This is a genomic window from Promicromonospora sukumoe (assembly GCF_014137995.1).
Lineage (GTDB): Bacteria > Actinomycetota > Actinomycetes > Actinomycetales > Cellulomonadaceae > Promicromonospora > Promicromonospora sukumoe.
In genome coordinates this window covers 276,111-295,264 of sequence record NZ_JACGWV010000002.1, presented here as the reverse complement: position 1 = coordinate 295,264, position 19,154 = coordinate 276,111, and the positions used below count along the sequence as shown (strand labels likewise).

Here is a 19,154-nt window from a genome sequence, read left to right as displayed (position 1 = left end):
GCGCCGGAGATCGCCCGGACGGCGGACGCCGTCGCGCGCCGGCCGCGACAGGCTCGGACCATGCCCGCCGACCCGTCCGTGCCCGCCGTCCTGTCCGTGCCCGCCGTCCCGTCAACGAGCAAGCCCCTTCCGGCGCGGACCCCTCCGGCGCCGACTCCTGCAGTGCCAGCTCCTGCGGCGCCAACTCCTGCAGTGCCGACCCATCCAGTGCCGACCCTTCCGGCGCCGGCATCGTCGTCGGCAGGGATCGTCTCCGGCCCGAGGGGCGCGACCGGGCGGATCCTCGCGCTCGACGTCCTGCGCGGGATCGCGATCCTCGGCACCCTCGCCAGCAACATCTGGCTGTTCAGCACCCCGGGCGGCCCTGCGGCCTGGATCTCGGACGGCTTCGCGACGGCGGACCCGGTGCGAACGGTGCTGCAGGCGTTGTCGAACGGGAAGTTCCTCGCGCTCCTCACGCTGCTCTTCGGGGTGGGGCTCGAGCTGCAGTACCGCTCGATGGTGCGCCGCGGCCTGCCGTGGCCCGGTCGGTACGCGCTGCGGGCCGCGATCCTCTTCGTCGAGGGCCTCCTGCACTACGTGCTGGTCTTCGAGTTCGACGTGCTCATGGGGTATGCGATCGCCTCCCTCCTCGCCGCCTACCTGGTCGGGCGCAGCGACCGGGTCGTGCGGGTCTGGGGCGGCGTGGTGGCCGGCGTCTACGTCGTGCTGGTCGTGGCGCTCACGGCGCTGCTCGCGATGACCTCTGGCGTAACGAGCGACCAAGGCGCAGCGAGCGGGCAGGACGGATCAAGTGGGCAGGGCGACGGCGCCGCCGGCCTGTCGACGGCGAGCTGGCTGGACCAGGTCCTGCTGCGGATCACGCACATGGACGTCTTCCGCATCGAGCTGCTCCTCATCGTGCCGTCGGCCACGGTGCTGTTCCTGGTGGGGTCGCGTCTGGTCCGGGCCGGGATGTTCTCGATGACCGAGGAGGGCGCGCGCCTACGCCGTCGGCTGGCCTGGGTCGGGCTGGGGGTCGGCGTCCCGCTGAACGCGCTGACTACCTGGGCCGGGCCGAGCTGGGTGCTCGTGGACCGCTACCTGGTGCCGCCGCTGGTCGCGCTCGGCATCCTCGCGCTGGGCACGACGCTCGTCGCCCGCACCCGTCCGGGAGCCACCCCGAGCCTGCTGCGCCGGGGGATCGAGGGCGTGGGGCGGACGGCGCTGTCCTGCTACGTGCTGCAGAACGTCCTCGCCTCGGCGATCTGCTACGACTGGGGTCTCGGCCTCGCGGGCGGCGACCCGTGGCAGGTCGCGCTCATCTGGGCGGCCATCTCGCTGACCCTGATGGTGGCGGCGCCCCTGTGGCTCCGGCGGTGGCCGCGCGGACCCATCGAGCTGGTGATGCACCGGGTCTACGACGCGCGCCGTAGGTGACCTCTGCCGTTCGGGTCGGGGTAGCGCGGTTCGGCCCGCTGCGCGACCCGCCGCACGCGGACCGCCTCCTCGGCGTCCCAGAGGGCCCGGTAGTACCTGGTCCGTACAGGGTCAGGCGCGACGCCGTAGGCGGCCAGGACCAGCGGCTCCAGGCCAGGGCCATAGCGCCGGGTGACGCTGCGCGTGGTGACCGCGATGTCGGACCACCGGTCGGCGACACCCAGGTCGCCGACGTCGACGTGCGCCACGAAGCGGCCGGCCCGGTCGAGCAGCGTGTTCGGCACCGTCGCGTCGCCGTGGCACACGACGAGCCGGTCGACGGACGGCGGGTCACCCAGGGGCGTGCCGCACAGGGCGACCGCGGCGCTCCTCGTGAGGGCGGCCACGCGCAGCTCCGCCGTCCGGACGAACGAGCAGGTGTCCACGGGGAGCAGGTCGTGGAGCTGGCGCAGGCCGAGTCCGATGGCGATCGCGGACCGCTTCGCCAGGGAGCGCCAGCGGGGCTCGATCGCGGACGTCGCGATCGCTCCGTCCCGCTCGACGGCCTCGGTCAGCAGCCAGGACCCGTACCTGTTGCGGCCGACGTCAAGAACGCGGGGGAGCGGGGCGAACGAGCCGGCCCAGACCAGCCGGTCGGCCTCTGCAAAGGGGTCGGGGCAGGCCGAACCGTGGGGGACCCACTTGAGGTACGAGCTGCGCCCGGCGGCTCGCGGCGTCGTCCGCCCGGGTGCGTTGGTGCGGTCCTCAAGCCGGGCACTGTCCTCGAGCCGGGCGGTGAAACCGCCGTACTCGTTGCGCCACACGGGAACGACCGTCGCCACGGGCCGCAGTCGTCCGGCCAGGTTGTGCACGACGGGCGGTACTTCGACGGGTGTCGGACTGATGCCGACCAGCGTGCTCGACACGGCACCATCGTCCCACGGAGCGGGTGAAAAAGGGCTCCCGGTTCGTGGTGCAGGTGGGCACTGGGCGACACGGCGAGGCCGGGTGTCGGCGCACGGATCGGCGTCGGCACCCGGCCTCGTGACGGGTTGGACAGAGGTCGGACAGAGATCGGACAGAGGCCGATCAGGGAGCGATCGGGGAGCGAGCAGGGGTCAGACGGCGCTCAGGGTCCCTCGCGCGCTGAAGGCGGCCGGTGCCTGCGTGCTGGAACCGGCGTCCACCGCGGCTGCACCGGAGACGGTCACGTCGACGCACTGGTAGAACGCGTTTATGGTGTCCGCGATGTTCCAGCGGGCCAGGATGGTGTGGTCGCCGGCCGGCAGGCCGCTCAGCGTGTGCTCGACGGTCGCGCCGGGCTGGGCGCCGCCGTCGTCGAAGGTCTTGAAGAGCTGGCCGTCCACGAAGTACTCCCAGGTGGACGTGGAGTGCCGGGCGGTGATCTGCCAGCGGAACGTGGTGTCGCCGCTGATGGTGGTGCGCGGCCAGGCCAGCGAGTCGTCGTCGAGCACGCTGAAGCCGCTGCCGCCGGAGCACTGCGTGGAGCCCTTCGGCGCCTCGACGCTCTGCGGCTCGTACTGGAGGCCGCCGCAGTCGAAGCTGACGTTGCCGGTGGCGCAGTGGTCCGCGCGGCTCGGCGGGCTCGTGATCCAGCCGTGGGCCTGGGCCTGCGGCAGCAGCGCGCTCGGGGCGGCGACGAGGAAGGCCGCCGCGACCGCCAGGGCCGCGAGCGCGGAGAGCAGGAGTCGGATCTGCGGGCTGGTGCTGCGTGCACGATTCACGGTGAAGCCTTCCGTAGGTCGAATGCTGCGGGTCGAGCGGGTGAAATTTCTTGGTAGGCCTCGAACCTAGGAAATGGAAGCTTTCCTGACAATGAGGGTGAATTCGTACGCGGTTCCCCGTATTTCACTGTCGATTGCCTCTGAATGCGTCCTCGGGACGCCAGAACAGCCGGTGTCCCGAGGTGGGACACCGGCCGTTCTGGCGCTCAGTTCTGGTGCTCAGGGCCCGTCACAGGCGGGCGGCCACCAGGCGTCCGCCGGTCGCCTGCTGTCCGGCGTCGACCGCCGTCTTGCCGGCGCTCGCGCCGCCGCCGACGTTGACGTCCATGCACGCGTAGAACGCCATGGCCGTGTCGTACACGTTCCACCGGGCGAGGATCGTGTGGTTGCCGCTCGGGAGGCCCGAGAGCGTGTGGGTGACGGTCGCGGGCGGCGTGGCCCCGTTGTCGTTCACCGTCTTGAAGAGCCGGCCGTCCACGAAGTACTCCCAGCTGGCCGTGCGGTGGAAGGCCGTCAGGGTCCACTGGAAGGTGTGTGTGCTGCTGATGCTGGTGCGCGGCCAGGCGAGAGAGCCGTTGTCGAGGGTGGTGAAGCGGCTGCCGCCCGAACAGAGCATGGACCCCTTGGGCGCCTCGACGCTCTGCGGCTCCCATTCGACGCCGTTGCAGGACCAGCTCACGGTCCGCTTGGCGCAGTGGTCCTGTCTGCTGGGCGGCGAGACGACCCAGCCGTGTGCCTCGGCCTTGGGCGTCAGGGCGCTCGGCGTGGCGACCAGCGCCGTCAGGGTCAGGGCCAGGACGGCGAAGATGCCGAGCACGACTCTGGCGACGGGTGTGTGCGGTGCGGACTCTCTCATGGCGCTCACCTCGGGTTCTGAAGTTGGGAATTTCCTGAAGTGCTCCTGAGTGCTGGGGTGCGACAGGACTGACGCTAGAAAAGCGCGGGATCGGCGACAAGTAGGGCAACTACGTACTCGCGAATGACCGAAATGCGTAGATCAGACGCGCGTCTGGGCAGGGAGGGCCGGCCAGGGAGGGCCGGGCAGGGGCGAGCCGCGGTACGACGTCGGGCTATGCGTGCCGAGTGAGAGCGTGCCGAGTGAGAGCGTGCTGAGCGAGAGCGTGTTGAGTGAAGAGCGCGCCGGGTTACTGCGCGCCGAGCAGTGCGTCGCAGACTCGCAGCAGACGCTCGCGCAGCGCGTTCGACCGCTGCGCGAAGTCGCGCTGCCGCCGTACGTACTCCGCCTTGCCGTGGGGCGTCTCGATCTGGACGGCGGCGACGTCGTACGCGGAGACGTCGTACGGGGAGGCCGCCATGTCGGTCCAGCGGATGTCGCGGGCCAGCTCGAACGCGTCGAGCAGCAGGTCCCCGGGCACGGCCGGACCGAGCTTGAGGCACCACTTGTACAGGTCCATGTTGGCGTGCAGGCACCCCGGCTGCTCCATGCCGACCTGGGTGGCGCGGCTGGGCTGGAGCTGGTTGCGCGACGTCGCCTCAGGCGTGAAGAACCGGAACGCGTCGAAGTGGGAGCAGCGCACGGGGTTGGCCTCGACCACGGCATCGGTGCCCTCGTGCCCAAGCCGGAGCGGCAACGGGTGCCGCTGGTCGCGGCCCGCCTCGCGGTCGCGGTAGACCATGGCCCACTCGTGCAGCCCGAAGCACCCGAAGGTCCCCGCGCGGGACGACGTCGCCGACAGCAGCCCGCGCACGTACCGCACGGTGTCGCCGCGGTCGGCCAGGAACGCGTCGGGGTCGAGCGTGACGATCTCCCCGTCGGTAGTGCGGTGCCAGCGCCACGTGGTGCGGTCGTCCGCATGGGGTGCATTGGTTGCACTGGGCGCGTTGGGTACATCGGGCGCATCGCCGTCGGGCGTCGCTCCGGGAGCCTCCGCCCCGCCGTCGGGCAGCACGAGCGCGACGCCGGCTCCCGGGTGCCAGCGGCGCAGGTGCGCGACGCGGGTGGGGTAGTACGTGAAGAGGAAGTCCTCGATCGCGTGCTTGCGGCCGGCCGCGCGGGCCGCGCGCCAGACCGCGGTGAGCGCGTCCGCGCGCTCGGCGTGCGCGGCGGCAAGGGGCAGCCACTCCTCGGGAGCCAGCGCCCCGTCCGGCTCGTGAGCTCTGTCCGCCCCGTGTGTCTCGCCCTGGGGTACGACGACGTCGCGCGCACCGTGCGCGGTCGGCTCGCCGAGGACTGTGGTCACCGCTCCAGGGTACGGCTGCGGTGACACCTGCCCGGGCGACGTCAGCCGTGTGCGGGCGGCGTCGGCAGGTCGCGGGCGGCGTCGGCAGGGTCGGAGCGGCACCGTCAGGGCCGGAGCGCCGTCAGCCCGGCCGGACCGACGTCGTAGGGTGCGACCATGTCCGACCTTCCCCTGCGCCGTCTCGGGCGCTCCGGCCTGTCCGTTCCCGTCGTCGGGCTGGGGTGCAACAACCTCGGCCGCGCTGGCACCGTCACCGAGACCGCGGAGGGGGCGACGGCCCTGGTCGACGCCGCGATCGACGCGGGCGTGACCTTCTTCGACACCGCGGACGCCTACGGCGCGCGGCCCGGCCTGTCCGAGGAGCTGCTCGGCTCCGCCCTCAAGGGGCGCCGCGACGACGTGCTCGTCGCCACGAAGTTCGGGCTGGACGTTCAGGGCGCGAACGGTCAGGACTTCGGGTCGCGCGGGTCGCGCCGGTACATCGTCCGGGCCGCCGAGGCGTCGCTGCGCCGGCTCGGCACGGACTGGATCGACCTCTACCAGCTGCACGCGCCCGACCCGGCGACCCCGGTCGACGAGACGCTCGCCGCACTGGACGACCTGGTCCGCTCCGGGAAGGTCCGCTACGTGGGCCACTCCAACTTCCGGGGCTGGCAGGTGGCCGACGCCGAGCACGTGGCTCGCGCCCAGGGCGGCCTGAGCGGCACCCGCTTCGTCTCCGCGCAGAACAAGTACTCCCTGCTGGCCCGAGGGCTGGAGCGGGAGGTGCTGCCCGCCGCGAAGGAGTACGGGATCGGCATCCTGCCGTACCACCCGCTGGAGAACGGCCTGCTCACGGGCAAGTACTCGGGCGGCGCCCGGCCCGACGGCTCCCGCCTGGTCACGACCAAGCCCCAGCTCCTCGACACGGCGCCCTGGGCTGCGCTCGACCGGTTTGGCGCGTTCTGCCGCGAGCGCGGCGTGACCGAGACCGACGTCGCGTTCTCCTGGCTGCTGACGCGGCCCGAGGTCTCGTCGGTCATCGCGGGGGCCACCCGGCCCGAGCAGGTGCGCGGCAACGCCCAGGCCTGGACCTGGACGCCGACGGCGGAGGACCTCGCGGAGCTCGACGAGATCTTCCCCGCCTGACCTTCCCCGCCTGACCTTCCCCGCCTGACCTTCCCCGCTCGAACTATCCCCGCCTGATCGCCTGTCAGCTCCGCCTGTCAGCACGACCAGTCAGAAATCCCCGCACGTGTCAGACACACAGGTCACCCGAGGGACCTGTGCGTCTGACACGTGCGGCGGTGTCTGACAGGTGTGCCGCTGACACGTGCGGCTGCGGTCGACATGCGCTCCGGTCCGCTCTGGGGTGCGGTCTGGGTAGCGTGGGCCGCATGAGTCTTCCGCTGCGCCCGTTCCGGCAGGTCAACGTCTTCTCCGCGCACCCGACAGGCGGCAACCCGGTCGCCGTCGTGCACGGCGCCGAGGGCCTCACCGACGAGCAGCTCGCGGCCTTCGCCCGCTGGACCAATCTCTCGGAGACCACGTTCCTGCTCGACCCGACCGAGGCCGGGCGGGACGCCGGCGCCGATTACCGCGTGCGGATCTGGACCCCGGGCGGCGAGCTGCCGTTCGCCGGGCACCCGACGCTCGGCACCGCGCACGCGTGGCTGGAGGCGGGCGGCGAGCCGCGTGGGCAGGACGTCATCCAGGAGTGCGGCGTCGGCCTGGTGCGAGTGAGGGTGCAGGCGCCGCGCGAGGGCACCGGGTCGGGGCAGCGGCTCGCGTTCGCCGGCCCGCCCCTGACACGGTCGGGCGCCGTCGACGACGCGGACCTGGCGCAGATCGCGCGGTCGCTGCGCCTTGACGTGTCCGACGTCGTCCGCTCGGCCTGGGTCGACAACGGCCCCGGCTGGGTCGCGGTCCAGCTGCGCAACGCCGACGTGGTGCTCGGTCTGGAACCCGACCTGGTCGCGATGGGCGACCTCAAGCTGGGCGTGGTGGGCGAGTACGCCCCCGGCACGGGCCCGACCGGAGACACCGGCACTGTTGCTGGTAGCACTGGCGGCACCGACGCCAGCACTTACGCAGACCGGCCCGCCGTCGAGGTGCGCGCCTTCGTCCCGTCCATCGGCGTCGGGGAGGACCCGGTGACCGGCAGCCTCAACGCCGGCCTGGGCCAGTGGCTCGCGGGCGACGTGCTGCCGTCGTCGTACGTCGCGTCGCAGGGGACGGCGCTGGGGCGCGCCGGCCGCGTCCACGTCGAGAAGCGGCCCGACGGCGAGGTGTGGGTCGGCGGCGACACCGTCACCACGATCGTCGGCGAGGTCGCCCTCTAGCCGGGTCCCGGGCGCGGGCCCCGCCGTCGGGCACAACCGGACCCGCACACCCGGACCCGCACGCCCGGCCCAGCGCACCCGGCCCAGCGCGCCCGAACTAGGGGAACGCCTTCCGGGCGACCCATCCGAACAGGCGCTCCAGCGGGCCCCGGCCCAGCAGCGCCCGCCACAGCGTCGCCGCGACGAGGGTGATGAGCACCATCCAGGCGAGCGGGGTGTTGGTCGCGGGGTCGAGCAGGTCCCAGTAGGTGCGGGTCCACCACCAGATCGTGACGATCTGGAGCGAGTAGACGGTCAGAGCCAGGGCGCCGACGGCGGCCAGCGGCGTCACGAGCACCAGGATCACCTTCCGCGCGACGTCGAGCGGCACACGCAGGCCGTTTCCTGTGCCCGAAGCTGTGCCCGAACCTGTGCCCGCACCCTTCCGGGCCACCGTCCCGACCAGCAGGCAGAGCCCGATCACCCCGAGCGCGAAGCCGCCGGAGCCGAGGGCCTCGAACGTCGTGTCGTCGTGCGGGCCCTCGAGGTAGAGCCCCGCCGTCGGCGGCCACGGGTCCGACCAGGTGGGCGGCGGCGTGACGTACTGGGACGACGTCACGGAGACCTGGCCCTCGATCGAGAGCACGCCCCCGGCGCCGGCCACCAGGACCGCCGACGCGACCGACGTCAGGGCCGCCATCCCGAACCCGCCCGCGACCAGGCCGAGCTGCAGCGTGGGCGACCGCAGGTCGCAGCGCCCCAGCGCGAGTCCGGCGAGCACGTACGCCATCCAGACCAGGCCGGGGTAGTGGCCCGTGAGCAGGAAGTCCGTGGCGGCACCGGACCCGTCGTGCGGCGCTCGCAGGCCGGCCCGGGCCAGCGCCTCCGGCCCGTAGTAGACGAGGAACGGACCCACCACGGCGAGGAGCGCGGCGATCGCCGCCAGCCGGCCCGGCGGCATGCGCAGGAACGGCAGCGCGAGCACGAAGTACGCGGCGTAGAAGCCCAGGATGAGCAGCACCCGCGTCCCGAACAGGTCGAGCACCGCGACCAGTGCCAGGAGCAGGACGGCGCGCACGAGGATCCGGGCCCGCGCGGTGCGCATCGCGTCGCCCGTCAGCGGTCTGGACCCGCCCGTGACCAGCGCGAGCGAGAGCCCGGCGACCGTCGCGAACAGGATCGACGACCGGCCGTGCGCCAGGCTCAGCCAGCCCTCGAACGTGCTGAGGTCGTCGGAGGTGACGCCCACGTGCGCCGTGAACATGCCGAGCACCGCGACGCCGCGCGCGATGTCGGCGCCGAGCACGCGGCCCGGTCCGCCGAGCAGATTGTCGCGCAGGTTGTCGCGCAGCCTGCGGCGCGCACCCCCGGAGGCCGCGGCGGGCTTCCCGGCCGGCTTGTCGGACGGCTTGTCGGACGGCGCCTCCGACGTCGGATCCGGAACCGCCTCGGACGACCGGCCCGACGGCCCCTCGGACGACGCGCCGGACGGCTGAGCAAGCGTGGACATGCGCGCATCCTCGCGCGTCCCGGGGCCCGACGCGCGAGGACCCGCCGGGGCAGGCTTGTTGGACAGCCGTCCCGAAGGATGAGAACGCAGATGTGCAGCGTGGCGCGGCACACATACAGTGCGGCCATGACCGGCAGCGCCAACGAGCACGACATCGCTCGCATCGACACGGCCCGAACCGACGCGCCCAGCCACAAGCTCGGCGACACGTTCGGCGGCAGGTTCCCCTCGAACGAGGGCAACGGCGGCTCCGCCCGCGACCGTTCCAAGCCCGCGGGCACCGACCCCATCGACGCGGTCGACGCCCCCAGCAGCCTCTCGAGCCTGACCGGCAACGGCCCTGGTAGCAGCGGCTCCGGCAACGGCGACGGGCAGGACGGCGACGGGCAGGGGAGCCACGACACCCCGGTCGCCGGCACGGACCTCACCAAGGAGTCCGAGTCGTACACGCACGGGCACCACGAGTCCGTGCTGCGCTCCCACCGACGCCGGACGGCGGCCAACTCCGCCGCGTTCCTGCTGCCCCACCTGCTGTCCGACATGACGCTGCTCGACGTCGGCTGTGGCCCCGGCACGGTCACCGTCGACTTCGCCGAGCGGCTCACGCAGGGCAGCGTCGTCGGCGTCGACGCCTCCGACGACGTGCTGGAGTCCGCCCGCGGGCTCGCCGACGCGCACGGCACCAAGAACATCACCTTCGAGCACGCCAACGCCTACGAGCTGCCCTTCGAGGACGACTCGTTCGACGTCGTGTTCGCGCACCAGCTCCTGCAGCACCTCTCCGACCCGGTCGCGGCCCTGCGCGAGATGAAGCGCGTCGCCAAGCCGGGCGGGTTCGTCGCCGTCCGCGACGCCGACTACGAGGCCATGACCTGGTACCCGGAGTCCGCGGAGCTCACCGAGTGGAACATGCTCTACCACGAGGTCACGCACACCTACGGCTTCGAGCCCGACGCCGGACGCCGCCTCGCCTCCTGGGTGCGCGACGCCGGCTTCGACCCCGCGACCATCGAGCCCGGAGCGAGCGTCTGGTGCTACGCCACCCCCGATGACCGCACCTGGTGGGGCGGGCTCTGGGCCGAGCGCTGCACCGAGTCCAACTTCGCCGTGCAGGCCAAGGACTCGGCGCTCGCGGACGACGTGGCCCTCGAGCAGCTCGCCCAGGGCTGGCGTGAGTGGGCCGCCGCCCCGGACGGCTGGTTCGCGGTGCTCAACGGCGAGGTGCTCGCCCGGGCGTGACAGGCGGGCGGCCCGGCGGCTTACGCTGAGGCCGTGCGTATCGCGAGATTCACCACCGGAGACGACCCCCGCTTCGCCCTCGTGCAGCAGGAGGGCGACAAGACCTTCCTCGCAGTGCTCGGCGGAGACCCCCTCTACATGCCGGCCATGCCGACCGGCGAGCGCATCGAGCTGGGCGACGGCGTCCGGCTGCTCGCCCCGGTGATCCCGCGCTCCAAGATCGTGTGCGTGGGCAAGAACTACGCCGACCACGCCAAGGAGATGGGCGGCGACGTCCCGACGACGCCGCTGCTCTTCTTCAAGCCGAACACCGCGGTGGTCGGCCCGGACGACCCGATCGTGCTGCCCGACTTCACGCAGGAGGTCTCCTACGAGGCCGAGCTGGCCGTCGTGATCTCCAAGGTCTGCAAGGACGTCACGCCGGAGAACGCGTCGTCGTACATCCTGGGCTACACCGTGGCGAACGACGTCACCGCACGTGACGCCCAGCGGACGGACGGTCAGTGGGCCCGCGCCAAGGGCTTCGACACCTCGTGCCCGCTCGGGCCGTGGATCGACACCGACCTGAACCCGGAGGACGTCGGCGTGCGCTCGCGCGTCAACGGCGAGCCACGCCAGGACGGCCGCACCCGCGACATGGTGTTCGACGTGCCGTTCCTCGTCTCGTACATCTCCGAGGCCATGACGCTGCTGCCGGGCGACGTGATCCTCACCGGCACGCCCGCCGGCGTCGGCCGGATCGACCAGGGCGACCGCGTCGAGGTCGAGGTCGAGGGCGTGGGCGTCCTCGCCAACCCGGTGCTGCGGCGTCGCTGAGGTGGCTGCCCAGACATCCTCCGGCCCGACGGCGTCCAGCGTGGTGTCGTCGGGCACGGCGTCGTCCGACGTCCACGAATCCCAGCCCGCGTCCGGGCTGCATGCCGAGGCTCTCGCGACCCTGCGCTCCTGGACCGCGCCGACGGCGGAGCAGGAGCGCCTGCGCGCCCGGTACGTGGTGCACCTGGAGGCCCACGACCGGGCCGACGACGACGGCGTGTACCGCGACTGCGTCCCGGACCACCTGACGGCGTCGACCGTGGTGCTCTCGCACGACGGCGCACAGGTGCTGCTCACGCTGCACGCCAAGGCGCGGCGCTGGTTCCAGCTCGGCGGTCACCTGGAGGCCGGGGACGTCACGCCGGCCGCCGCGGCCGCCCGGGAGGCGCGCGAGGAGTCGGGGATCGCGGGGCTGGTGCTCGACGCCGTCCCGGTGCACCTCGACGAGCACGTCGTGCCGTTCTGCCGGCCCGGCACCGGCGACCCGGCGCGCCCGGTGCACCACCTGGACGTGCGGTTCGTCGCGGTCGCGCCGGCGGACGCCGAGACGGCGGTCTCGGACGAGTCGCTGGACCTGCGCTGGTGGCCCGTCGACGCGCTGCCCGACCCCGAGCTGGCCGAGCTGGTGCTGCGGGCCAGGGCCCGGCTGGGCGGCCGGGCATCCGACTAGGCATTGCGAGGCCGGCAACTGCGCGGGCAGGTGATCGCGCAGTCCCCGGCCCCCGCAGCGCCTAGGCTGGGGCCCGTGACTTCCGTGACCGACACCCCGACCCAGCCCGCGCCCGACGGCGCGGCCGTGCGCGTCCGCTTCGCGCCGTCCCCGACCGGCATGTTCCACGTGGGCGGTGCCCGCTCCGCGCTGTTCAACTGGGCCGTGGCGAAGCAGCAGGGCGGCACGTTCGTGCTGCGCATCGAGGACACCGACGCCTCGCGCAACCAGCCGGAGTGGGTGGACGGCATCTTGTCGGCCATGGAGGCGCTCGGCATCCGCAAGGACGACCCGGCGTTCGAGGGCCCGTACTTCCAGTCCGAGAACGCGGGCATCCAGAAGGACGCGGCCCAGCGGCTCTTCGCCGAGGGCAAGGCGTACTACTGCGACTGCACCCGCGACGCCGTGACGGCGCGCACCGGCAACCAGCAGACCGGCTACGACGGCTTCTGCCGCGACCGGGGCCTGGAGTACGCCGAGGGCCGCGCGCTGCGCTTCCGCACGCCCGACGAGGGCGAGACGCAGGTCGTCGACCTGATCCGTGGCAACCCGACGTTCCCGAACGCGAACCTCGAGGACTTCGTCATCGCGCGCGGCAACGGCTCGCCGGTGTTCCTGCTGGCCAACGTGGTGGACGACATCGACGAGCACATCACCCTCGTCATGCGCGCCGAGGAGCACCTGCCCAACACCCCCAAGCAGCAGCTGCTGTGGGAGGCCCTGGGCCAGACGCCGCCGCAGTGGGCGCACATGCCGGTGATCGTCAACGAGAAGCGGCAGAAGCTCTCCAAGCGCCGCGACAAGGTGGCGCTGGAGGACTACCTCGCCGAGGGCATCCTGCCCGACGCCATGGTCAACTACCTGATGCTGCTCGGCTGGGCGCCCGGCAACGACGAGGAGATCCTCCCGTTCGACGAGCTGGTGCGCCGGTTCCGCGTCGAGGACATCAACTCGTCGTCGGCGTTCTTCGACATCAAGAAGCTCACGGCGTTCAACGGCGAGTACATCCGCGCCCTGAGCGTCGAGGACTTCGCCGCGGCCTGTGCGCCGTGGCTGCAGGCCCCGGCCGCGCCCTGGACGCCGGAGCAGTTCGACCAGAAGGTGTTCGACGCCGTCGCGCCGCTGGCCCACTCCCGGGTGGCCGTGCTGTCGGAGATCACGGCCAACGTGGACTTCCTGTTCCTGGACGCCCCGATCGTCGACGAGGACTCCTGGAACAAGGCGATGAAGGCCGGCGCCGCCGAGCTGCTCGCCGACGTGCGCGCGGCCCTGGCCGACGGCACGGCCTGGGCGGCCGAGCCGCTCAAGGACGTCGTCACCGAGGTGGGCGAGAAGCACGGCATGAAGCTGGGCAAGGCGCAGGCCCCGGTCCGGGTCGCCGTGACCGGACGCCGGATCGGCCTGCCGCTGTTCGAGTCGCTCGAGGTGCTCGGCAAGGAGCGCACGCTCGCGCGGATCGACGCTGCGCTGGCGCGTCTTGCCGCGGCGCAGCTCGCCCCGACGGAGTGAGCCGCCGGGGCGTCTTGATGGCTGGACGCCCCGGCCCCCGGCCGAGCAGTCCGGACGTTCTGGTCTAACGTGGCTGGCGTGACCGACGCCAAGACTCCTGACGCCGTGCCGCCCACGACCGATCAGCCGGACCAGCCCGCAGCGGTGCTGCCGACAGACGTACGGCAGCCCTCGACCGCGCCACAGCCCTCGACCGCAGCACAGCCGACGCCGCAGTCCCCGTTACCGGGGGCTGCGGCGCCGTCGTCTCCGGGGGTGCCCGCTCCGGGAGGGCCCGCCCAGGGGGTGCCTGCCCAAGGGCTGCCTGCCCCAGCAGCGTCCGCCCCAGCAGCGCCCGCTCCGGCAGCGCCCGCCCCGGCGGCGTCCCGGCCGGTGCAGCCGCCCGCGTGGGCTGTCGGGCCTGTCCGGCCCGCGCCCCCGAGAGTGCTGCCGTCCGGGCCGCGCGAGTATCCGCAGGCGCTCCGCGGGCCGTGGTTCCGGTGGTGGCGGCCGCTGCTCGGGCTGGTCGCGATCGGCGCGTGCATCGCCCTGGTGTTCGGGGCGATGCTGCTGTACGCCCTCGTCTGGCTCGTCGCGTCGGCGCTGGGCACGCAGCTCCCGGACCCGAGCACCGTCACCGACGCCTGGTTCGTCTCGCCGGCCGGGCTGGTCGTGACCAACCTCGGTCTCGCCCTCGGCATCCCGCTCGCCCTGGTGGCGACCTGGGCGCAGGCCCGCCGCGGCGGCCTGGTGTCGTCGGTGCTGGGGCGGGTCCGCTGGCGCCTGCTGCTCGGCGGGCTCGGTGTGTCGCTCCTGCTCCTGGCGCCGCTCACGGTCGGCAGCAGCATCCTGATGGCGCAGTTCGGGGCGGGGGCCGACGCCGGTTCGGGCGCCGACGATCCCGGACTGTGGCCCCTCACGCCGGCGTCCGGCTGGCTGGTGCTGGCGCTCGTGATCCTGCTGACGACCCCGCTGCAGGCGGCCGGCGAGGAGTACTTCTTCCGCGGCTGGCTGACGCAGTGGATCGGCAGCCTGCTGCGCTGGCGCTGGGTCGCCCTGATCGTGCCCGCCGTCGTGACCGCCGTGCTGTTCGCGATGGCGCACGGCGCCCAGAGCCCGTGGCTGTTCGCCGACCGGCTGGTGTTTGGCCTGGTCGCGAGCCTGCTCGTGTGGCGCACCGGCGGGCTCGAGGTCGCCGTCGCCCTGCACGTGGCGAACAACCTCATCGCGTTCGGCCTCGCCATCGCCTACGACGGCCTCGAGGACTCCCTGCTGATCACCGAGGTGGCGCCCGCCGAGGGCGCGGTGAGCATCGCCGGCACGCTCGTGACGACCGCGGTGCTGCTGTGGTGGGCGCGACGTCGGAAGCCGACGCTGGTGGTGACGGACCCGCCGGCGCCGCCCCCGGGCCCGCCGGGCTGGGCCCCGGGAGCCGGGGCGCCTGTGGCAGCGCCGTCTGGGGCAGTGGCAGGACAGGCAGGCACGATGGCGGCACAGCACGGACCGGCACAGCACGAACCAGCACAGCACGAAAGAGCACAGGGAGAGACGGCATGACGATGGACGGCATCCTGTTCGACGTCGACGACACGCTCGTCGACACCAAGGGCGCCTTCGCGCGGGCGCTCGAGGCCGTGCGGGCGGAGCACCTGCCGCACGTGCCGGCCGAGCGCGACCCGGAGATCCTGTCGCACTGGCGGACCGATCCGGGCGGCTTCTACAGCCGGTACACGCGCGGCGAGATGGACCACGTGACGCAGCGTCGGCACCGCGCGGCGCTGCTGCACGAGACGTTCGGCGCGGCGCCCGTCACGGAGACGTCCTTCGAGGCCTGGGACGCGCTGTTCTGGGGCACGTTCGAGCGGTCCTGGGCGGCGCACGACGACGCGCGGGCCGCGATCGACGCCGTCCTCGCCGCCGGCCTCCGCGTGGGCGTGGTGACGAACGCCGCCACCGAGCTGCAGGAGCGCAAGCTGAAGGCTGCGGGGCTCGGCGACCTGCCGGTGCTCGTCGGCGTCGACACCCTGGGTTTCGGCAAGCCGGACCCCCGCGTGTTCCTGGAGGGAGCGCGGAAGCTGGGCACCGAGCCGTCCCGGACCGCCTACGTGGGCGACGAGCCCACCGTGGACGCCCTGGCGGCCCACGAGGCGGGCCTGACGGGCGTCTGGCTGGACCGGGCGGGCCACCGGCGGGGTCCGGGCTACGCCGGTCACGCGCTGCCCGGCAGCGGGCTCCCTGGTAGCGGCCTGTCGGACGCCGCGCTGTCCGGTGCGCTCGGGTCCGGCGCGGGGCAGCCCGGAACCGGGCAGGCCGAACCGGCAGAGCCCGGCCTGGCAGAGCCCGGCCTGGCAGAGCCCGGCCTGGCACAGCCCGGCCTGGCAGAGCCCAATGCGGCGCAGCGGGCGGTCCTTCGGGGCGACCCGCAGAACCCGGAGGCTCTGCGCGCTGCGGGTGTCGTGGTGGTCGAGACGCTGGCCGAGCTCCCGGCGGCGCTGGGCTACTGACCAGCGGGCAGCGTCGGTGAGCTGGCACCGTCGGCGAGCGGGCATGACCGACCAGCGGGGACAGCCGTCGGGGGCCCTGAAGAGGGCTCCCGACGGGTGTCGGACGGCCCGATCGGGCACGGGTGACGGACGGCACCCCGATTGCGTTTTGCCCACCGTCCGAGGTCAGGTAGTGTTCTCCAGCGGTAGGGCCCCCACGAAAAGCCTGTCGGAGACAGGTGTATCCAGGCGGCAATACCCCCATGGGGTATGGTGTAATTGGCAGCACGAGTGATTCTGGTTCACTTAGTCTAGGTTCGAGTCCTGGTACCCCAGCGCAGAGCGCAGCGCATGTGCGGCCGACGTCAGTCGGCAGCATGGTGCGCTACGGTTCTCCCGGCAGCCGGTCCGTATCCGGTTAGTTCAGGCCCCCATCGTCTAGCGGCCTAGGACGCCGCCCTCTCACGGCGGTAACGCGGGTTCAAATCCCGCTGGGGGTACGCAGTCCATCGGCTTCGGTCGGCGGACGAGTTCAAGGCCCCCATCGTCTAGCGGCCTAGGACGCCGCCCTCTCACGGCGGTAACGCGGGTTCAAATCCCGCTGGGGGTACAGCAGGAAGGCTCGGTCCACGCGGACCGGGCCTTTCGTCGTTCCGCCCAGCAGATGACTTCGGCCCATTGCGTTGAGACCGGTCCGTCGACCGACCGATCTCAGGACATCTGACCGATCTCAGAATGTCGGACAGATCTGGCCAGGCCAGCAGATCACCAGGCCGGCAGGTCAGCGGATCTTCGGGTCCTTGCCGCCCTCGATGAACGGGCTCGGCAGGGTGTCGGAGCCGTCGGTCGCCGCCGTCGGCCCGCCCGGCACGTGGTCGCCGCCCTTGCCGTCGCTGGTCCGTCCGGGCATCCTTCCGCCGCCCGACGACGCCGCTGCCGCGGCCGCTCCGCCCGACCGCCAGGAGGCCCCGGAGCCGTCGCTGTTGGGGCCACCGTGGTTCCCGGCGCCGTCGGAGATCACACCGCCCGAGGCCCCGCCCGACGTCGTCCCGCCGGAGCTCACGCCGCCCGACGTCGGACTGCCTGAGGCAGCCCCGCCCGAACCGGTCCCGCTCGAACCGACCCCGCTCCAACCGCCCCCACCGAAGCCGTCGCTGCCCTGCGCCGCCCCGCCCAGGACGGCACCGTCGGAGACCGGGCCACCCGCGGTACCAGCACCCGCACCACCCGAGACCGCTCCGCCTGAGACCATGCCTCCCGAGCCCGTCCCGCCCTGCGCAGCCCCGCCCGGGCCCGTGAGGTCGCGCAGCGCCGGGACCTCGATGCGCTGGGTCGGGGGATTGCTGCGCCGGCCGATCCGCGGCATCAGGGCGGGCGGTGCGGCGGGCGCGACAGGCTCGGCCGCGGGCGGCACCGCCAGCGGCCGCTGGCCGGGGTTCGACTGGGCGGCGGCCTCGGCGTCGGCGGCGTCCGGGTGGAAGAGCGTCGCGATGATGAGGCGGTAGCGCGAGTCGGGCCGGGGGACCCAGGTGACGCGGTCGAGCGCCTGGTCCTGGCCCGCGGTCTCGAAGACGAAGGTGCCGTACCCGAGCACCTGGCCCAGCGGGGTGCGCTCGTACCCGAGGTCGGTCACCTTCTCGGACGGCATCATCGCCACCCGGTGCACCAGGAACCCCGTGAGCAGGATGAGCCGGCGGTCGGTCATGACGAACCACTCGGCCCGCCAGTTCAGCCACTTCCAGAGCAGGCGCGCGCCGAGGACCAGGAACGGCAGCCACACCCAGGCCAGGCTGTCGCGGACGTCCGGGTCGACCGCGACGAGGATCGCCAGGCCGAGGATGAACGCGCCGGATGTAGTGAGGATCGGCTCCCAGAGCTGGGCCCAGTGCCGGCGGGTGGCGACGACGACCTTCTCGTCCGCGAGGATGTACCGCTGCAGGGCGCGGTGGCGGATGACGAAGTCCGCTGTTGCGCTCATGCGGGTCTCCCCGGTGCGTTCGGAATGGTCCGGTGGTGCCGGTCCCGGCGGCGAAGCCGCAGGTCGGGCGGCGAGGTCCGGCGTCGCGAGTGTTCGCGCGCCGGACCTCGCCGCCGACCTTACGTGGTCAGCGGCCGATGGACCCGGTGAAGAGCTCCTCGAAGAAGGTGCCGATGTTGGCGATGGCACCCCAGATGACGTCCCAGAGGGCGAGCACGACGTCGGCGGACCGCTGGGGGTCGTTGATGACCGAGTAGAGCAAGAAGATCACCACGACCCAGATGATGATGAGTCTCACCTTTGGCGGCATCAGATTCCTCCGACGTTGGTGCGTGCGCACCGGGTGTGCGCACGTCGCGGACGAGACTACTGACACCACCCCGACCTGGGGAATGACCTGGCCCGGCGTGGCGGGCCAACACTCACGGACCGCTCACCGGCCGCACACCTCGTGCGCACGGCCGGCGGCCTTGATTCTTTGCGGGACCAGGACTGTTGCCGGAAACCCCCGCGGGGACCGGGAGGTACCGGGACTGATCGCGGGGTCCGCTACTCGCCGGAGCGGTGCAGCACTTCCGTCAGCTTGTTGGCCGCGGCGACGACGGCGGCCGAGTGCAGCCGGCCGGGCTGCCGCGACAGGCGCTCCACGGGACCGGACACGCTGACCGCCGCCACGACGCGACCCGACGGTCCGCGCACCGGCGCGGAGACGGACGCCACACCGAGCTCACGTTCTGAGACCGACTGGGCCCAGCCCCGGCGTCGGACGCCGGAGAGGATCGTGGCCGTGAACGTGGCGTCGCGCAGGCCGCGGTGCAGGCGGTCCGGCTCCTCCCACGCGAGCAGGACGTGCGCCGCGGAGCCCGCGCTCATGCTGAGCGTGGCCCCTACCGGGATCGAGTCGCGCAGGCCTACGGGGCGCTCCGCGGCGGCGACGCACACGCGGTGGTCGCCCTGCCTGCGGTAGAGCTGTGCGCTCTCGCCCGTGTGGTCGCGCAGCGCGATGAGCACCGGGTTCGCAGCCGCCAGGAGGCGGTCCTCACCGGCGGCCGTGGCCAGCTCGTTGAGGCGCGGACCCAGTACGAACCGTCCCTGCATGTCCCGTGCCACCAGGCGGTGATGCTCCAGAGCCACCGCCAGGCGGTGCGCCGTCGGGCGAGCCAGGCCGGTGGAGGAGACGAGCTGCGCCAGGGTGGCCGGGCCGGCCTCGAGTGCCCCGAGGACGGACGCCGCCTTGTCCAAGACGCCGACTCCGCTAGTATCGTCCATACCGCGATATTGCCGTCT

At 72.8% G+C, this 19,154-nt stretch carries 17 protein-coding genes and 3 tRNA genes; 12 read left to right on the top strand and 8 right to left on the bottom strand.

Features of this window, described 5'->3' with window-relative positions; all coding sequences use genetic code 11:
* The first annotated feature begins 192 nt into the window (after window positions 1–192).
* Entirely contained in the window at window positions 193–1,419 is a 1,227-nt protein-coding gene (locus tag FHX71_RS30150; RefSeq protein ID WP_312877116.1) for a DUF418 domain-containing protein, read from the top strand.
* On the opposite strand, the gene FHX71_RS18565 is transcribed toward FHX71_RS30150, so the two are convergent.
* The 4 genes from FHX71_RS18565 to FHX71_RS18550 all read right to left on the bottom strand — a co-directional run bounded on the left by FHX71_RS18565 (window position 1,398) and on the right by FHX71_RS18550 (window position 5,239).
* The gene (locus FHX71_RS18565) at window positions 1,398–2,324 is read right to left on the bottom strand and encodes a phosphotransferase (protein ID WP_312877115.1); all 927 of its coding nucleotides are present in this window, start codon (window positions 2,322–2,324) and stop codon (window positions 1,398–1,400) included. The genes FHX71_RS30150 and FHX71_RS18565 overlap by 22 nt on opposite strands.
* Window positions 2,325–2,516: 192 nt before the next feature.
* Window positions 2,517–3,143, bottom strand: a complete 627-nt coding sequence (locus FHX71_RS18560) for a lytic polysaccharide monooxygenase auxiliary activity family 9 protein (RefSeq protein WP_220490195.1) — start codon at window positions 3,141–3,143, stop codon at window positions 2,517–2,519.
* Between the two features lie 229 nt (window positions 3,144–3,372).
* A complete protein-coding gene (locus FHX71_RS18555) occupies window positions 3,373–3,999 on the bottom strand; it encodes a lytic polysaccharide monooxygenase auxiliary activity family 9 protein (protein ID WP_182618990.1) in 627 nt (208 codons plus the stop codon).
* 289 nt (window positions 4,000–4,288) lie between these two features.
* A complete protein-coding gene (locus FHX71_RS18550) occupies window positions 4,289–5,239 on the bottom strand; it encodes a 3-methyladenine DNA glycosylase (protein ID WP_182619948.1) in 951 nt (316 codons plus the stop codon).
* 261 nt (window positions 5,240–5,500) lie between these two features.
* Between FHX71_RS18550 and FHX71_RS18545 the strand changes: the two genes are divergently transcribed.
* Both FHX71_RS18545 and FHX71_RS18540 read left to right on the top strand, forming a co-directional pair.
* Window positions 5,501–6,472: an aldo/keto reductase gene (locus FHX71_RS18545; protein ID WP_182618989.1), complete on the top strand. Its 972-nt coding sequence runs from the start codon at window positions 5,501–5,503 to the stop codon at window positions 6,470–6,472.
* Between the two features lie 248 nt (window positions 6,473–6,720).
* Window positions 6,721–7,665, top strand: coding sequence for a PhzF family protein (locus tag FHX71_RS18540; RefSeq protein ID WP_182618988.1), 945 nt, complete (start codon window positions 6,721–6,723; stop codon window positions 7,663–7,665).
* Between the two features lie 97 nt (window positions 7,666–7,762).
* Here the strand turns inward: FHX71_RS18540 and FHX71_RS18535 are convergent, their stop codons facing one another.
* The gene (locus tag FHX71_RS18535; protein ID WP_182618987.1) at window positions 7,763–9,154 is read right to left on the bottom strand and encodes a heparan-alpha-glucosaminide N-acetyltransferase domain-containing protein; all 1,392 of its coding nucleotides are present in this window, start codon (window positions 9,152–9,154) and stop codon (window positions 7,763–7,765) included.
* A gap of 468 nt (window positions 9,155–9,622) precedes the next feature.
* Between FHX71_RS18535 and FHX71_RS18530 the strand changes: the two genes are divergently transcribed.
* The 9 genes from FHX71_RS18530 to FHX71_RS18490 all read left to right on the top strand — a co-directional run bounded on the left by FHX71_RS18530 (window position 9,623) and on the right by FHX71_RS18490 (window position 16,499).
* Window positions 9,623–10,393, top strand: a complete 771-nt coding sequence (locus FHX71_RS18530) for a class I SAM-dependent methyltransferase (protein WP_376770161.1) — start codon at window positions 9,623–9,625, stop codon at window positions 10,391–10,393.
* A gap of 33 nt (window positions 10,394–10,426) precedes the next feature.
* Complete coding sequence (locus FHX71_RS18525) at window positions 10,427–11,209, top strand: fumarylacetoacetate hydrolase family protein (protein WP_182618985.1); 783 nt, start codon at window positions 10,427–10,429, stop codon at window positions 11,207–11,209.
* Between the two features lies 1 nt (window position 11,210).
* On the top strand, window positions 11,211–11,879 hold the full coding sequence (locus tag FHX71_RS18520; RefSeq protein ID WP_312877114.1) for an NUDIX hydrolase: 669 nt from the start codon (window positions 11,211–11,213) through the stop codon (window positions 11,877–11,879).
* A 75-nt stretch (window positions 11,880–11,954) separates the two neighbouring features.
* Window positions 11,955–13,427: a glutamate--tRNA ligase gene (gene gltX / locus FHX71_RS18515; protein ID WP_312877113.1), complete on the top strand. Its 1,473-nt coding sequence runs from the start codon at window positions 11,955–11,957 to the stop codon at window positions 13,425–13,427.
* Window positions 13,428–13,850: 423 nt separating this feature from the next.
* A complete protein-coding gene (locus FHX71_RS18510; RefSeq protein WP_182618984.1) occupies window positions 13,851–14,963 on the top strand; it encodes a CPBP family intramembrane glutamic endopeptidase in 1,113 nt (370 codons plus the stop codon).
* Entirely contained in the window at window positions 14,960–15,910 is a 951-nt protein-coding gene (locus FHX71_RS18505) for an HAD family hydrolase (RefSeq protein WP_182618983.1), read from the top strand. The genes FHX71_RS18510 and FHX71_RS18505 overlap by 4 nt, the downstream gene beginning before the upstream one ends.
* Before the next feature lie 243 nt (window positions 15,911–16,153).
* A tRNA-Gln gene (locus tag FHX71_RS18500) sits at window positions 16,154–16,225 on the top strand.
* 91 nt (window positions 16,226–16,316) lie between these two features.
* Window positions 16,317–16,389, top strand: a tRNA-Glu gene (locus FHX71_RS18495).
* A gap of 37 nt (window positions 16,390–16,426) precedes the next feature.
* Window positions 16,427–16,499: transfer RNA gene (locus FHX71_RS18490), tRNA-Glu, on the top strand.
* A 171-nt stretch (window positions 16,500–16,670) separates the two neighbouring features.
* Here FHX71_RS18490 and FHX71_RS18485 read toward each other — a convergent pair.
* From FHX71_RS18485 to FHX71_RS18475, 3 genes are all read right to left on the bottom strand, one after another.
* Window positions 16,671–17,867, bottom strand: a complete 1,197-nt coding sequence (locus tag FHX71_RS18485) for a PH domain-containing protein (protein WP_182618982.1) — start codon at window positions 17,865–17,867, stop codon at window positions 16,671–16,673.
* 127 nt (window positions 17,868–17,994) lie between these two features.
* The gene (locus FHX71_RS18480) at window positions 17,995–18,165 is read right to left on the bottom strand and encodes a hypothetical protein (RefSeq protein ID WP_182618981.1); all 171 of its coding nucleotides are present in this window, start codon (window positions 18,163–18,165) and stop codon (window positions 17,995–17,997) included.
* Window positions 18,166–18,416: 251 nt separating this feature from the next.
* Window positions 18,417–19,136: an IclR family transcriptional regulator gene (locus FHX71_RS18475; RefSeq protein WP_026365378.1), complete on the bottom strand. Its 720-nt coding sequence runs from the start codon at window positions 19,134–19,136 to the stop codon at window positions 18,417–18,419.
* Between the last annotated feature and the right edge of the window lie 18 nt (window positions 19,137–19,154).

What these genes read in the sequence shown, in the direction of transcription:
- FHX71_RS18485 (WP_182618982.1), bottom strand. Translation starts at nt 17,867, where the DNA reads ATGAGCGCAACAGCGGACTTCGTCATCCGCCACCGCGCCCTGCAGCGG.
- FHX71_RS18475 (WP_026365378.1), bottom strand. Translation starts at nt 19,136, where the DNA reads ATGGACGATACTAGCGGAGTCGGCGTCTTGGACAAGGCGGCGTCCGTC.
- FHX71_RS18505 (WP_182618983.1), top strand. Translation starts at nt 14,960, where the DNA reads ATGACGATGGACGGCATCCTGTTCGACGTCGACGACACGCTCGTCGAC.
- FHX71_RS18540 (WP_182618988.1), top strand. Translation starts at nt 6,721, where the DNA reads ATGAGTCTTCCGCTGCGCCCGTTCCGGCAGGTCAACGTCTTCTCCGCG.
- FHX71_RS18545 (WP_182618989.1), top strand. Translation starts at nt 5,501, where the DNA reads ATGTCCGACCTTCCCCTGCGCCGTCTCGGGCGCTCCGGCCTGTCCGTT.
- FHX71_RS18535 (WP_182618987.1), bottom strand. Translation starts at nt 9,154, where the DNA reads ATGTCCACGCTTGCTCAGCCGTCCGGCGCGTCGTCCGAGGGGCCGTCG.
- FHX71_RS18555 (WP_182618990.1), bottom strand. Translation starts at nt 3,999, where the DNA reads ATGAGAGAGTCCGCACCGCACACACCCGTCGCCAGAGTCGTGCTCGGC.